This window comes from Microcoleus sp. LEGE 07076 (assembly GCF_015207455.1).
Taxonomy (GTDB): Bacteria; Cyanobacteriota; Cyanobacteriia; order Cyanobacteriales; family Microcoleaceae; genus Microcoleus.
Map to the genome: position 1 here is coordinate 1 of NZ_JADEWV010000022.1, position 14,736 is coordinate 14,736.

General features: G+C 47.1%; 12 protein-coding genes. 8 read left to right on the forward strand and 4 right to left on the reverse strand.

The features are described 5' to 3' along the window. The 8 genes from IQ270_RS05700 to IQ270_RS05730 form a co-directional block, all read left to right on the forward strand. Positions 1–1,943: adenylate/guanylate cyclase domain-containing protein (locus IQ270_RS05700; protein WP_193972281.1), on the forward strand; the 1,943-nt coding region annotated here is incomplete at its 5' end. Positions 1,944–2,365: 422 nt separating this feature from the next. Beyond that, complete coding sequence (locus tag IQ270_RS05705) at positions 2,366–2,914, forward strand: inorganic pyrophosphatase (RefSeq protein ID WP_193972282.1); 549 nt, start codon at positions 2,366–2,368, stop codon at positions 2,912–2,914. A 232-nt stretch (positions 2,915–3,146) separates the two neighbouring features. Beyond that, positions 3,147–4,478 carry a serine/threonine-protein kinase gene (locus IQ270_RS05710; protein WP_193972283.1) on the forward strand — a complete coding sequence of 444 codons (1,332 nt, stop codon included), beginning with the start codon at positions 3,147–3,149 and terminating at the stop codon, positions 4,476–4,478. A 101-nt stretch (positions 4,479–4,579) separates the two neighbouring features. Beyond that, positions 4,580–4,921: a hypothetical protein gene (locus IQ270_RS32235; RefSeq protein WP_339384340.1), complete on the forward strand. Its 342-nt coding sequence runs from the start codon at positions 4,580–4,582 to the stop codon at positions 4,919–4,921. After that, positions 4,873–5,970, forward strand: coding sequence for a protein kinase (locus tag IQ270_RS05715; protein WP_339384341.1), 1,098 nt, complete (start codon positions 4,873–4,875; stop codon positions 5,968–5,970). The genes IQ270_RS32235 and IQ270_RS05715 overlap by 49 nt, the downstream gene beginning before the upstream one ends. 218 nt (positions 5,971–6,188) lie before the next feature. Then, entirely contained in the window at positions 6,189–6,701 is a 513-nt protein-coding gene (locus IQ270_RS05720) for an inorganic diphosphatase (protein WP_193972284.1), read from the forward strand. Positions 6,702–7,203: 502 nt separating this feature from the next. Then, a complete protein-coding gene (locus tag IQ270_RS05725) occupies positions 7,204–8,115 on the forward strand; it encodes an MBL fold metallo-hydrolase (RefSeq protein WP_193972285.1) in 912 nt (303 codons plus the stop codon). 80 nt (positions 8,116–8,195) lie between these two features. Then, complete coding sequence (locus tag IQ270_RS05730; protein WP_193972286.1) at positions 8,196–8,762, forward strand: diheme cytochrome C; 567 nt, start codon at positions 8,196–8,198, stop codon at positions 8,760–8,762. Positions 8,763–8,838: 76 nt separating this feature from the next. Here the strand turns inward: IQ270_RS05730 and IQ270_RS05735 are convergent, their stop codons facing one another. The 4 genes from IQ270_RS05735 to ppc form a co-directional block, all read right to left on the reverse strand. After that, positions 8,839–9,648 (reverse strand): class I SAM-dependent methyltransferase, encoded by an 810-nt coding sequence (locus tag IQ270_RS05735; protein ID WP_193972287.1) that lies wholly within the window; start codon positions 9,646–9,648, stop codon positions 8,839–8,841. A 44-nt stretch (positions 9,649–9,692) separates the two neighbouring features. Next, positions 9,693–10,253, reverse strand: coding sequence for a Uma2 family endonuclease (locus IQ270_RS05740; RefSeq protein WP_193972288.1), 561 nt, complete (start codon positions 10,251–10,253; stop codon positions 9,693–9,695). Positions 10,254–10,299: 46 nt separating this feature from the next. Further along, a complete protein-coding gene (locus tag IQ270_RS05745) occupies positions 10,300–11,454 on the reverse strand; it encodes a phosphodiester glycosidase family protein (protein ID WP_193972289.1) in 1,155 nt (384 codons plus the stop codon). Positions 11,455–11,593: 139 nt separating this feature from the next. Next, positions 11,594–14,713, reverse strand: coding sequence for a phosphoenolpyruvate carboxylase (gene ppc / locus IQ270_RS05750; protein WP_193972290.1), 3,120 nt, complete (start codon positions 14,711–14,713; stop codon positions 11,594–11,596). Between the last annotated feature and the right edge of the window lie 23 nt (positions 14,714–14,736).

The window sequence follows — 14,736 nt, forward strand, 5'->3', positions numbered from 1 at the left end:
CCCCCGAACAGTGGAAAGCGAGTTTCAATCGCAACGACATGGAATTTATGAAAGCGTTTAACATCCAAGCAGGAGTGGCGCTGCAAAACGCTAAACTTTTTGCCGAAGTCAAACAGCAAGAACAAAGACAAAAAGATATGCTGCACGCCCTGACTAACGGCGTCATATCTACAGATAAAAAAGGCAATATAGTAGCGACAAATCCTAGTGCCCAAAAACTCCTGGGCGTTAGCTATGCAGCATTAGCCGAAGGTCAATGTTTGCGCGAGTTAATTAAGTTAGAAAAAGGGGATTTTGCCAAGTGGTTCGATGCGTCTTTGATGCCAGAAGACGAAAAGGATCGCCAGCAGTATTACCCGGATCAAGTTTTGGTCTCCGGCGATGGACAATCCCAGAGTATCAATCTCTCGATCAACTCAATGACCGACGCTACCGACCCCAACAAAGTCAACGGCGCGTTAGTCGTCATGGAAGATATTAGCAGCGCCAAACAAGTCAAAAACTTGATGTACCGTTACATGACTCCAGAAGTAGCCGAAGCGCTATTAGCTTCAGGAGATACAGGATTGGGCGGCAAGCGCAAAAAAGTTTCGGTGCTGTTCTCAGACATTCGCAGCTATACCACACTTACGGAAAAATTGCAAGCCGAAGAAGTGGTAGTCATGCTCAACAAATATTTTGAAGTCATGGTAGATGTCGTATTCGAGTACGGAGGCACTCTCGACAAATACATCGGCGACGCTCTGATGGCAGTTTTCGGCTCTCCAGCGCCCCTGGAGAATCATGCTTGGTGCGCGATGCAAACCGCCGTGAAAATGCGGGCAAAACTCGACGAGTTCAATGCCGATCGCACGGCACAGGGTGAATTGCCCATCAGTATCGGTATGGGCGTGCACTCCGATGAAGTTGTCAGCGGCAACATCGGTTCGAGCAAACGCATGGAATTGACTTCGATCGGAGACGGCGTAAACCTCGCCTCTCGCCTAGAAGGCGCCAGCAAGCAGTACGGCACCGACTTAATTATCAGCGACAATACTTACAAAGATTATAAAGATCGGCTCTACGTGCGAGAACTCGACTTTATTACTGTCAAAGGCAAAAGCGAACCCGTAATCGTTTACGAACTTGTCGGCATCCGCGAAGGATGCTCCCCCGTTGGCAAACCCCTGACAGAACAACAGGAAAAAATTGTAGAACACTACAACAATGCCCGCGAATATTACAAGACACCAGTCACTCAAACACTCTCAGAAAATGAGGTGAAAAACATCTTAGATAATGTCGCGCAAATGCCGGAGACAGAGATTAAGAAACTGTCCTACAATGTCGAGCAACAGTTGGAACACGAACTGAAGCAACTGTTATATCAAGTCAAAAAAATGTCAGAGTACGACCCAAAAAATCTGTCGGAAGCAGACAAACTGATCGTGCTGTTGCAGCCAGAAATCCAACTGCTGAAATTGGAGGGGATCAAAAACCTTTCCGAAGACGAAGCAAAAATGCTGCTGCAAGCAAAAATCAGGCCTCTATCAGCACAGGAAATTCAATCCTTGCAAGAGGGTGAAGTCAAAAAACTCTTGGAAGCAGACATCCTAGAACCGTCAAATCCCAAAATCAAGAGACTGAAACCCGCACAAATCAGGCAGCTATTGCAGGCAAAAATCAAAAGTCGGGCGGCCCAGACAGTTGCAGAAATGTTAGAGGAGGAATTTGAAAATCTCGGACTAGATCGGGTGAAAAAACTGCTGAGCGAGTTTAAGAAAGCCTTGGAACCCAAAGCCAAACAAGCTTTTAGAGACGCGGAACGCGAGTTTAACCTCGTTCTGGAAGTAGACCCCAAAAACAAGGCAGCTAAATTGCACGTCGATCGCTGTAAGTTATTTCAGCACAGGTTTTCTGACGTACTAAACTGGGACGGCGTGTGGAATCTCACCGAAAAATAACAGCAGCACTCGGGTTCGCACAGCGACTGAGTTCGATCGGCGCTGCGCCCGCCCTCCAACCAATTAACCTGAATATCCTGTTGGGGCAATTTTAAATCAGCTCCAACAGGTATGATTGTTAGATAAGCGGACTTGAACTCGCTTGCCTCGATCGAACCCGATGCCCGCTTGCGGCGCTACCTGCGGCAACAAACAAAGCACTTCTACCGTCAGAAGAGCTTAAAAAATACTTAGGACTTGCGCCGGATTGCCCAGTTTCTGAGAACAACTTGGGCCGGAGGCGACAAAACATCCGCTCAGCAACCGGGTTTTTGACTGGGGGCGCGAAAGTCTTAATAGCGTTGGCAGCTCCTAAAAGCAGCTTGCTTTGATCAGACAGTCAACGTTCTAGTCTTACATATAGAAAACTACTAGCATCAGTTATGGATAATTGGAATTCGCAACCGGGAGATATTGAGTGGGTAGATCAAATTTACCAACTATTGCTAGAGATTGCTCGCAGCTCGCTGTCAGATATCCCCAGAATCCCCGAAAACATCACTCTCAAGTCTCTTCCCCTGATCCAGAAATTACAAAGCGTTCAGCAAAGACAGCAGGGACAAGCGTTGAAATCCGACTCGTTTTCAGTAAACGATTTTGGATGGGTGGCTCAAGTCCGCCAACTGCTCGAAGAACTGACCGGCGAGTCTTTGTCGGAACGGCCAAAAATGCCGGAAAACATGGCGGGCAGAGCTTTGAACCTCGCAGATAGGGCACAAACTATCAAAGAAACAATCGAAGAAAAGGCAGCCCGCGGCCCAATAGATGAAGATGAGAGTTCCTCGGAGTCTCCAGACGCGCTGCTGGATCTGTTGCACCAAAGTTTAAAAACTCAGCGCGCCAAAAGCTACAATCCTGACGCTCCCCAATGGCAACAAATCTTTACTCTGCTCGATGTAGTGCAGTCAACTTACAAGCAAATTCAACGTTAAATTCAAGTTTAAATCAGGGGCGTTTTCGGCAGTGCGCGATCGCATTAAATAGGTCAGCATAAAAAACTATCATATCCGATCGGTAGAGGCGGGTTTTACCAACAATCTGGGCCTAAACCAATCATCTCGCTTTCCCCGCCCCACGAACACGATAAATCGCTCAAACAACAACCACAGACAATTAGAGTTTTGTCGGCTAAGCTAGGTTTAATCGCTTAAGCGGCAGGTGAACATGAGCGGACAAAAAATCGGCGATTTGTTAGGAGAAATATTAGCAAATCGTTACAAGTGCGATCGGCTGCTCGGCAAGCAAGCTGGACGGCAAACTTTACTCGCCCGCGACTTAAAGACGCAACAGCAAGTAGTCGTCAAACTGCTATCATTCAGTAGCGACTTTAACTGGGAAGACTTAAAACTGTTCCAGCGAGAAGTCGAAACCTTAAAATCTCTATCCCATCCCGCAATTCCCCAATATCTAGACTCCTTTGAAATCGACACTCCCAGCCGCAAAGGATTCGCCTTAGTTCAGACTTACATCGCAGCCAAATCCCTACAAGAATATCTTTCAGACGGGCGCACCTTCAGCGAAAGCGAAGTCAAACAATTAGCCACAGCATTACTAAACATCCTCGCCTACCTGCACCAGCGACAGCCTCCGGTGATTCACCGCGACATTAAACCCAGCAATATCTTGCTCAAAAATCGATCGGGAAACAGCGTCGGCGAAGTTTACCTAGTCGATTTCGGTGCAGTTCAAACCCTAGCCACGCAACAGGGAAAAACAGTCACCGTTGTCGGAACCTACGGCTATATGCCGCCAGAACAATTTGGCGGCAGGGCGGTTCCCGCTTCCGATTTGTACAGCTTGGGAGCAACATTAATCGCCTTAATTACCAAGCAGCATCCTGCCGATTTGCCGCAACAAGATTTGCAGATTGAATTCGAGCAATTGGGCCAACTGAGTCCAGGTTTTACCAATTGGCTGAAGTGGATGACGCATCCGAGTTTAGATCGCCGTCCCGCCTCAGTTCAGATTGCCAAAGAAGTTCTAGAAAAACCGCAGCAAATCGATCGATATTCCCTGCCTTTGAAACAGGGAAAAACTGTGAGTACCGGCAAATTGTTCGGGAATGCGATCGAGCGCAGCACTGAGATGGGAACCCTAGCTGTAGGAGTTTGTGCCGCAATTTACAGCGCCTTTATTATTCCGGTACTGGGGACAATTTTCGGAGTATTTATCGGTCTTTTTCTCGGCTTGCTGCTGGGGTTGGGGAACGGAATAATCGTAGGAATCGTCACGCGCTTGTGGTTTTTTCCCCTAACTAATCCCAAACTTCACCGACAGGTTTTAACTGCAATTAGTATCGTACTCTGTACCTGGACAAGCATCGTCTTCTTTTTGATCGGGAATGCGATTATAGAGGGGATAATCAATGTTTCGCCGAGCCCCAATATTCATAGGGATATTATCTTCCTGTTTGCACCGTCGCTGATTGCAGGACTGTCAATGGGGGCAAGTAGCAAGTCTATTGCCCGGTGGTATCAAATAGAAAGCGGACTGTAATCTAAAATTTATATAAAGTAGGTTGGGTTTCGCTATCGCTCAACCCAACATTTTATTTTAGATTAAAAGTTGGGTTGAGGTTAAGATTAAGGTCAAAAAATATGAGTACGAAAGTATTAGCAGAACGCTACGAAGTGCAGCGACAACTAGGAAAACAAACTGGTCGCCAAACGCTGCTGGCTCGTGATTTGCAAACTCAAGAATTAGTTGTCATCAAACAGCTATTCCTCGGCAGCGATTTTGAATGGCAAGACCTGAAGCTATTTGAACGGGAAGCGGAAACTTTAAAAGCACTTTCTCACCCAGCAATTGCTCGCTACCTCGATTACCTGGAAATTGACGAACTAAACAGTAAAAGCTTTGCGCTGGTACAGACTTATGTAGAGGGAAAACTTTGCAAGAGCATTTGCGATCGGGGCGTACTTTTAGCGAAAGCGAGGTGAAAGAATTAGCTAAATCGCTGTTAGAAATTTTGAGTTATTTGCACGAGCAAAATCCGCCTGTTATTCACCGCGACATTAAACCCAGTAATATTTTACTGCACAGCAGATCGGGCAACTCGGTGGGACAAGTTTATTTAGTTGATTTCGGTTCGGTGCAGAACCAAGCTGCCAAATTTGGAGGCACAATTACAGTAGTGGGAACCTACGGATATATGGCGCCGGAACAATTTGGCGGGCGATCCGTTCCGGCTTCTGACTTGTACGGTTTAGGTGCAACTTTAATTTATTTGGTAACGGGTTTGCATCCTACTGAACTGTCGCAGCAGGATTTGAAAATTCAATTTGCCGATCGCGCAGCGCATCTCAATCCTAATTTAATCGATTGGCTGGAGTGGATGACAGAACCGAGTCTGGACAAACGTTTATCTTCGGCTGGGGAAGCATTGCGATCGCTCAAAAATCCCCGCCCTATCCACAAAAGTCCTATGGTGGTGCAGCCGCCACCAGGCAGCGATATTAAACTAACAAAAAATTCGGAGTTTATAGAAATTGTAATTCCGCCACAAGGAATCGGTTTGGGTTTAATTGCCCTGCTTTCTGCCGCAGTACCTGCGAGTATTGTCTTATTGCCTGGTGTTTTTTCCATATATATTTCCACATATAATTCAGAGATAAATGACCAATTTACTCTCAGATCAGGAAGTTTTTTTTTAGGTGCGGTAGGAGTCATTTTTCTGTTTGCAATATTCCGGAAATTGCGTCTGAGAATCGATCGCCAGCAAATCTCCTATACCAGCCATCTGCTAGGGTTAAAATGGAATTATTCCATACCAGTCCCCAGACAGGAAATTTGCCAATTGGAAATTGAAGAAATTGGAGACAAAGTTTCTCAGATGATTATTCAAGCTGGCAATCAAAAATATCGACTAGGATTGAAGCAGGGACTAAGTGAATCAGAAATCAAATGGTTAGCAGCAGAACTTAGGGAATGGTTGGGATTGAAAATGAAAAGAACTTTGACAGACGGTAAACAGAATATATCGATTTGAAAATATCTGCCGATCGCCCAAACCAACCATTCCCCTGTCAAACTGTGGGATGGGCGTCGGGCCCGTCCGCTATATCTTCAGTGGGATGGGCGTCGGGCCCGTCCCGGCCTTGTCTCAATCTCATGCAGCATCGATCCCGATCGCCCGTAAAATGCTATCAAAGGGATGAGTGCAAATAGCCGTCATCCCCGATCGTCTGTTAACTTGGAGATATTATTGTGGATCTATCGCTAATTCCGGCACAGCCAAAACCAGGACTGCTCAACGTCCTGATCGAAATCACAGCCGGTAGCAAAAACAAGTACGAATTTGATAAAGAGTTGCAAGCCTTTGCACTCGATCGGGTGCTCTCTTCCTCAGTCCAGTATCCCTGCGACTACGGCTTCATACCCAACACCTTAGCCGACGACGGCGACCCCCTCGACGGCATGGTGATGATGGACGAACCTACATTTCCAGGGTGCATTATTGCCGCTCGTCCGATCGGAATGCTGGAAATGATCGACGGCGGCGACAGGGACGAAAAACTGCTTTGCGTTCCCGACAAAGACCCCCGCTACGCTCACTATAAGTCCCTCAAAGACGTAGCCCCCCACCGCTTGGACGAAATAGCCGAATTTTTTAAGACCTACAAAAATTTGGAGAAAAAAGTCACAGAAATTCTGGGTTGGCAAGATGTAGAGCTCGTAATGCCGTTAGTCGAAAAGTGCATCGCAGCCGATCGTAAATAAGCAGCATCCTCCGCGCCAGTAAAAAGCATTTTTTTGTTTGAGTGCTCTCTCGGCTCGCCTATTCTACAAGCAAGCGACCGGGGAAAGCACGCATTAAAGCTTTCTCCTTCGGTGCTCCGGGCAAATAAACCCCTAGCCCCCACTCCTCGACTGCAAGCAGACTCAAAATTCAGCAAGCCGAACTTAAGGCGACGGCTGCACGTCTAAGTAATGCAGTAGAGGAACGGTTGGCTAGAACATCAAACAGTCGGGAATTCCGAGCAGGCAGGGGATTCCCCAAAAACCCCCGCCTGCTACAATGTTGAAAAAATTACTACTCATAGAGTAAGATCGATAGCAAATTCTAAGCAAGCGGGCGAGCGCATTCTACGTTGTTTGAGGAAATTTTACTCGGCTGGTTTCGGTATCGAGCTTTTCATACTACAGATAGCGAAAAACTAAAAACTAAAAACTAAAAACTAAAATCTCAATTGCCAAGTTCCTGCGCTCAAACCTAAAAAAGATGTCAGATTCCCCACCCTCTCAAGCAAATTCACAGTCTTCAGATAGCAAAGCCACTAGCTCAAACAGTCCTTTGACCGAGTTTGTCGTTCAGTTTTGGGGCGTGCGGGGCAGCATCGCCACCCCCGGCACCAAAACAATTCGCTACGGAGGCAATACCTCTTGCGTAGAAATGCGCTTGGGCAAAAAACACCTGATTTTTGACGGCGGCACCGGTCTGCGAGTTCTGGGCCTGAATCTGCTGCGAAAAATGCCGGTCGAAGCTTATATGTTTTTCAGTCACACTCACTGGGATCACATTCAAGGCTTCCCGTTTTTTACTCCAGCTTTTATTCCGGGGAACTGCTTTCACATTTACGGGGCGATCGCCCCCAACGGCACTACAATCAAACAGCGTCTTGCCGACCAAATGCACCACCCCAATTTTCCAGTTCCCATCCAGGTGATGCAGTCAGACCTCAAATTTAACGATTTGACGCCAGGGGATACGATCGAACTCGACGACGATGTGAAAATAGAAACAGCACTGCTCAATCACCCCAATACTGCGATCGGATATCGAGTTACTTGGCAGGGACACACGGCTGTCTACTGCACCGATACAGAGCATTTTCCCGATCGGCTCGACGAGAATGTAGTACACCTAGCTCGCGACGCCGACGTGCTGATTTACGATGCCAACTACACCAACGAAGAGTATTACGACTTCAAAAACCCTAAAGTCGGCTGGGGACACTCGACTTGGCAAGCCGGAGTAGAAATAGCAAAAGCTGCGCGAGTCAAAAAGATCGTGATGTTTCACCACGATCCGAGTCACGACGACAATTTTCTCGATCGTGTCGAAGCAGAGGTACAATCAGTTTTCAGCGATAGCTGCTTGGCCCGCGAAGGCATCACCATACCCGTAGTTTAGGCAAAAAATTGAGTCCGTGCGGGCCGCGAAAAAACCGCCTCCAGACCGCAAAAAGTAGCAGCCTGAAGCCATAAAACACAATGAACCACAAAATTCGCCCCAAGCGTCGCTCTCGTGGCTGGCGGAGGCTTTACTCAACGTTGCTGTTGTTGATAATTGTCTGTTGTACCGGAGGTGGATGGGTTGCAGCACAGACTGTCAGCTCTCCCACTCCAGCGCTCCTAGCTCAAATTTCTACAGCGGAAGATATCGGCACTGTCGATCGCATTCCCGATCGCTACCAACTCGGACAGCAACTCTACCTCGAAAACTGCGCCACCTGTCACATCGGTTTACCGCCCCAAGTATTGCCAACAGAAACCTGGCGCCGCTTGCTACAAGACCCCGAACACTACGGACAAACCCTCAAACTGCTAGTAGACCCGCCCCGCCTCCTAGTGTGGAACTACCTGCAAACTTTTTCGCGTCCCCAACCCAAAGACGAAGACCTCCCGTACAGAGCCGCCAACTCTCGCTATTTCAAAGCTTTGCACCCCAAAGTCAAGCTGCCGCAACCAGCAAATATCAGCAGTTGCGTTACTTGTCATCCCGGTGCATCTAAATACAATTTCCGCAAGCTTACCGCCGAGTGGGAAAACTCCCCGTAAGGAACATAGGAGTTATCCACCATACCTTGCTCAATAACTCCAGCACTAAGGCTCAGGAACACCAAAACTCCTTAACTCATTCGTCCTCAACCGTCTTTTCCATAATCTCAAAACTACACAAATGTTCAAGATCGAGAGATCCTCCCAACTTCTGCTCTATCTTTGCTCTCAAAAGAGCAAACAAAGCATTTCTCGCTTCCGGCTCCAGCGCTATATAAGGAGAAAGCGTACTCAGAAGCATGAGATAATCATCAGTATTGTAAGTTATATTATACACCAACTCATCAGAAATTACTTTGTGAAAACGACCAGAATCAATGACTGTTTGGTGAATTGCTTGTATATTTAATTTATCCTGTTCTATACTTTGATAATTTGCCATAGATATAACACAATTTCTATACACTTCCTCTAATACTTGAAACACCTCATACCTCGGCGCAGGCACTACATTCCACAACAAAATTAAAGGGCAATTGTCTCGCAAAGCATCAGCCGCTTTTGGGCAAGCAATCTCCGCAGGTATCCAGTGAAATGAAGTTGCTGCTAAAACTACATCAAAACTGTTAGCTTGCAAATCCCATTCTTCAAAGCTAGTATTTTGAATTTCAACATTTGAATACTCAGCGCAATTTTGCTGCGCCAAGTGACACATTTCTAAGTTCGGTTCAACACAAACCATTGAAAAGCCTCGCCTAGCAAATTCTACAGTAGCAATTCCCGGGCCGCATCCTATTTCCAGAATCTTTGCTTTGGGCCCAAGCTGAGCTAATGCGATCGCACTTTCAATCAAATCCACCGGATACCGAGGTCTAACTCGATTGTAAGCTGCCGCCGCCGCAGAATACCAACTTCTTCTTGCTTCCAAATCTTTATCTGCGTTCATCGGCGCTTATCTGCTTCCATCAGCGGTTAAATTTAAAACAAAAACTAAACAGGCAAAAACAGTTCTGAAAAATTTATTTCAATCTCAGGAAAAGCTAGCATTCTCATCACAGCATTATCTGCAACAACTATCTCAGATTCATAGCCTCCCGGTGCAGGATTTCGATAAATATATGCTTGGCGCGCCCCTACATCTAAAATCCAATATTCAGCAATATTTGCTCTAGCGTAAATCAGGGCTTTTTCCCGGCGGTCAATTTGTAATGTTGAGTAGGAAACCTCAATTAACAGCAAGATTTCTGCTTGATTTGGGTGATGGTCGCCATAACCGCCCGGATCGATACAAACAACAGCTATATCTGGTTCCGGTTCCGAAGTTGCCAAAGTAATTGGCAACTGCACGCGAATTTCTGCTAAATCTCTTAGCAGGTGTTGTAGATATCGATCGCTGCGCTGGGTTGTACCAGCATGGATTGGTGTTTGAGGACTCATTTCAACAATTCTCCCATCTAGCAGTTCAATGTTATCATCCTCATTGAGAATGCCAGCTTCAATCATGCGGTGATATTCTTCTACTGTCCAGATTTTTTCTCTTGTTGCTGTCATAATCTTTACCTGCAAAAGCTGATGTCATATTATAGCAATTGGGAATTCAATCGAAAAATACTGATTTGTCGGGCGTTGGTCGAGATACCTTTTGAAAGCGTTCCCAAGATTGTTTTAATGTTGCAGGAGCCGGGTATTCCTTATCGTAAATCACCAGCACATTCGTCAAATTCCGTCCAGCAGGCAATAAAATCTGTCCTTGATGAGCCAAACCCACCGAAGCGCCCCCGTCCAAATTCATCGCTTCAAAACAGCCGATCGCCAACATAACTTTAGCTTCTGCTTCCAAAGACAAACTGTCAAGAAAAGTTACCAAAAATAACTTATCTCTCGAAGCCGGAAATCCGATCGCCGTTCTCGAACCCACGCCCAAAACATGAGAATCCTTAAAACCTTCCGACAAAGGAGACAACCAAACTTTCCCCCCTTTCACCAATCTCGGCCCGCAAGTCAAAGAAAACCAATGTTGACTCCAATCCGGCTTACCTTCGATTCTAGCCGTCACCATTTCCAATTGATTTCCCGCTTTAATTCCCAAAGTCGTGCCGTAATTTTCCCAGCGACTGTATTTGAGAAACTTACCCGCCGACACCATATTTCCCAACACAGATTTCTGCTCATCTTTACCAAAAAAAGTACCGTTAGCAACAACAGCAGCTTGGTAACGCTCCACCATATTTTCAAAAGGTTCGTCACCCGCAGTTAATTTAGAATTATTTGCTAAAGCAGCATTATTAGCCAACCCAATTGTAATATAAATTTCGGGGTCTGCTAGGTCAATAGTTGTGAGATAAAAACTTGCGTCAGCTACAGTTTGACTTTTGACTTCTACGGGTTTTGCTTGCTTTGCAGAACGTCTGATAATTGGATTTTGAGACTGGACAACCGGAGAATTTGTGACGTTTGGTTGAGGAGTTTTAGGGGATTTTACGATGGGATTGTTTGGCAGAAGTTGAGGAGTTTTTCCTGATTTTACTAATGGATTATTTGGCAGAGGTTGAGGAGTTCCATCGGATTGTTTTTTTGATAAAAAAGCGAGGGACTTTTGCCACAGTTTACCCGCGAGAGTCAAGAAACTATCTCGGTTTTGGGCGATCGCAAAATAGTCAGCCAACACCCGCGCCAAAGCTATGCCCGTTAAAAATAAAAAAGTGCGGCGCAGCATCGGGCGACAGCCTTGAGACTGTTGGCGTTTAGACATAAAAAAATCTCAGCTAGTAGGATAGCGAACGGTTTTCTCTGGCTGTGACTACAACGGGCGATCGCGCGAATTCAGAAACTACCAGTAGCAGGGTGTACAATGCACACCCTGCTACTAATTCAAAACTCCCAATATTTCCCTAGCCCGTATTCCGCATCCCCGCAGCAATACCGTTAATTGTCAGCAGAGCTCCCCGCAACAGTTCACCCTTGCTGTAACGCGAGTGAATCACCCCCGGAACCCTGCCAGTACCGTGCTGCCGCAAGCGTTTTAGCAGCGAAACCTGCAACAAACCCAAAGGCACAATCGTCGCATTTCGCAACTGCACCGATCGCTGCAACGACGGATCTCCGTCCAACAAACGCTGGTGTCCGGTAATAGTTAAAACCAAATCCCGAATCAAGTGAAATTCCGCAGCAATTTGCTCGTATAAAGCCTTGAAACGCTCCTTGTCCGCCGGCAAAGCCAACTCCCGCACGTAGTGTTCTGCAATCTGCAAATCCACCTTAGATAAAGTCATTTCCACCTTAGAAATTACCGTTCTAAAAAACGGCCATTTCAAGTAGAAATACTGCAATAGTTTTAAATGTTCTTCCGGTTCTTCCAGTAAAAACTCTTGCAAAGCTGTGCCGACACCGTACCAAGAAGGCAGCAAAAATCGGCTTTGAGTCCAGCTAAACACCCAAGGAATTGCCCGCAAACCGCTGATGTCTTTTTTGCCACCGCGGCGGGCCGGGCGAGAACTAATTTGCAACTGACTGATTTCTTGAATCGGGGTAACGTGGTGGAAAAAATCGACTAAATCCGGCTGTTCGTAGATTAAATGGCGGTAGTGCGATCGCGATTTCACCGACAACTCCTCCATAATCTCATTCCAAGGGTCGATGCCATCGAAACCGGTGTGCAGCAAACTAGCTTGAATTACCGCCGCCGCCACAGTTTCCAAATTGTACAGCGCCAACTCCGGCAAAGAATATTTTGAAGCCAAAACCTCGCCTTGTTCGGTAATCTTGATTCGCCCATTGATACTCTTTCCGGGCTGAGCCAAAATCGCCTTGTAAGCAGGCCCGCCGCCGCGCCCTACGGAGCCGCCCCTGCCGTGAAAAATTCGCAACTCTACATTGTACTTTTCCGCAACCATTTGCAAAGCCTTTTGAGCTTTGTGAATTTCCCAATTGCTGCTGAGGAAACCGGAATCTTTATTGCTGTCGGAATAGCCCAGCATTACCTCTTGCAATTTGACGTTTTGGATGGTTCTTTCCAGCTTTTCTTCGCTTTTTTCTGCTACTTCCTGCGCGTATCCTCCTGTTAGCAAAGCCTGATAAAGCGGTAGTTCAAATACTTGCTGCATTACTTCCGGCGCTTTTTTCAAATCTTCCACTGTTTCAAACAGGGGAACTACTTGAATGCTGCTAACTCCTGTCGCCGGATCGTACAGTCCCGATTCTTTTGCTAACAGCAAAACCGCCAGCAAATCGCTGACATCGTGGCTCATGCTGATGATGTAAGTTTCGCAAATTTCCGAACCAAACTCCTGCTGCATTTGCCGCAATACTCGGAAGGTATTAATCGTCTCGCAAGTTTTGGGAGAAAAGGGCAATTCTGCTGGAATTAAGGGGCGGCGGGTTTGCAGTTCGGTGGCGAGCCAAATAGTTCGCTCGGATTCCGACAGTTGGTTGTAAGGTTTGGGCAAGATTTGCAAGTATTCTGCTATTTCGCTCAAAGCGTCGGAGTGTACTGTTGACTCTTGGCGGATATCTAGGTAAGCCAAGTTAAATCCGTAAATTTCTACTTGACAGAGTAGATTTTCTAAGTCCCGACAGCTCAAGCCTGTTTCGACTAAATTGCGCTCGATCAGCTGCAATTCTGCCAAAAACTCACCGCCCGATCGATAAAGGCCGGTCATTCCGGGATGTTCTGACAAAGCTTCGCGTTCCCGTTGCAACTCGTCTCCTTTGTAGAGACGCCAATTGCGATCGCGCGTATTTTCCAGCCGCTGGAGCACGTAGGCGAGTTTCAACCGATAAGGTTCTTGGCGGTAGCGGATCGCCCACTGTTCGTAAACATCGGGAAATTCCGATTTGTCGCGATCGAGAGATTCGAGCAATTCTGGCAATACGTCGCTCCAGTGCAGCGACAAACTCAAAAGCTCGTTTAACCGCTTCACCGCATTGATGTACTTGCACAGCACTAAATGGCGTTGATAGCAAGCAGTTTGCCAAGTAACTTTCGGGGTGACAGAAGGATTGCCATCCCTGTCGGAACCCACCCAAGAACCGAACTTGCAAAAATTGTAACTAGGCGGTTTCAGGTAAGGATAAGAAGCGTGCAGCGCTTGCTTTAAGCGGTGGTATAGTTCGGGAATCGCATCAAACAATACTTCGTCGAAGTAGTGGAGAGTGTACTCCACCTCGTCGAGTACAGTCGGTTTGAATTGGTGCAGCTCGTCAGTGCGCCACCAGAGGCGAATTTCTTCCATCAGTTGCTCTTGGAGAGCCGCCGCTTCCCAGCAAGAAACCGGATAGGGGCTTTGAGAGTCGGTATCGAGTGCCTGAAATTTCTCGTCAAGTTGGTCGAGTTGTTGGAGAATTTTCGCCATTCGCCGCTGCTTGGTGCGGATCGTGTTGCGGACAATTTCCGTCGGGTGAGCGGTAAATACCAAGCGGATGTCTAACTGATCGATCAAGCGCTGGATTTGCTGGCTCGGCACGTTCAAGCGCTGTAGCATCGGGAACAATTGGTGAAATGTTCCGGCGTCTTGTGATACCGCCTCGCTGCTGTCTGCACTGCGAGGAGCGGTTTGGGCGGGGCCTTCCCTGTGCTGCGGACGATCGGGCGCATCCTTGGCTTTTCCCGGCAGCTTAGAAAACATCCGCCCCCCAGACTCGTTGCTGCTAGAGTAAGCTAGCTGTTGGTCTCGCTGTTCGTAATGCTGTTCGACAATGTTGATCAACTGAAAATACAGCGCAAAAGCCCGAGCGGCGCGGATGGCGGCGTTGAGGTCAAGCTTTTCGATTAGCTGTAAGACATTTGACTCGCGAAAGTGAGCGGCTTGCCCCTCGGCGGAATTGACCGATCGCATTTGTTGGAGCAAATCGACCAATTCCTGCCCGCACTCCTGTCGCAGCACCGATTCCCACAAGTCCTCTACTACTTTGAGGCGATTTCGCAGAAACAGGTCGGATTTTGAGTAAGGGGCTGAATGGGGAATAGATGTTGCATCAATAGCCTGTTCTGAAGACTGGAGGACTGAACTCATCGGGCTGTTCCTCAATTTCTGCG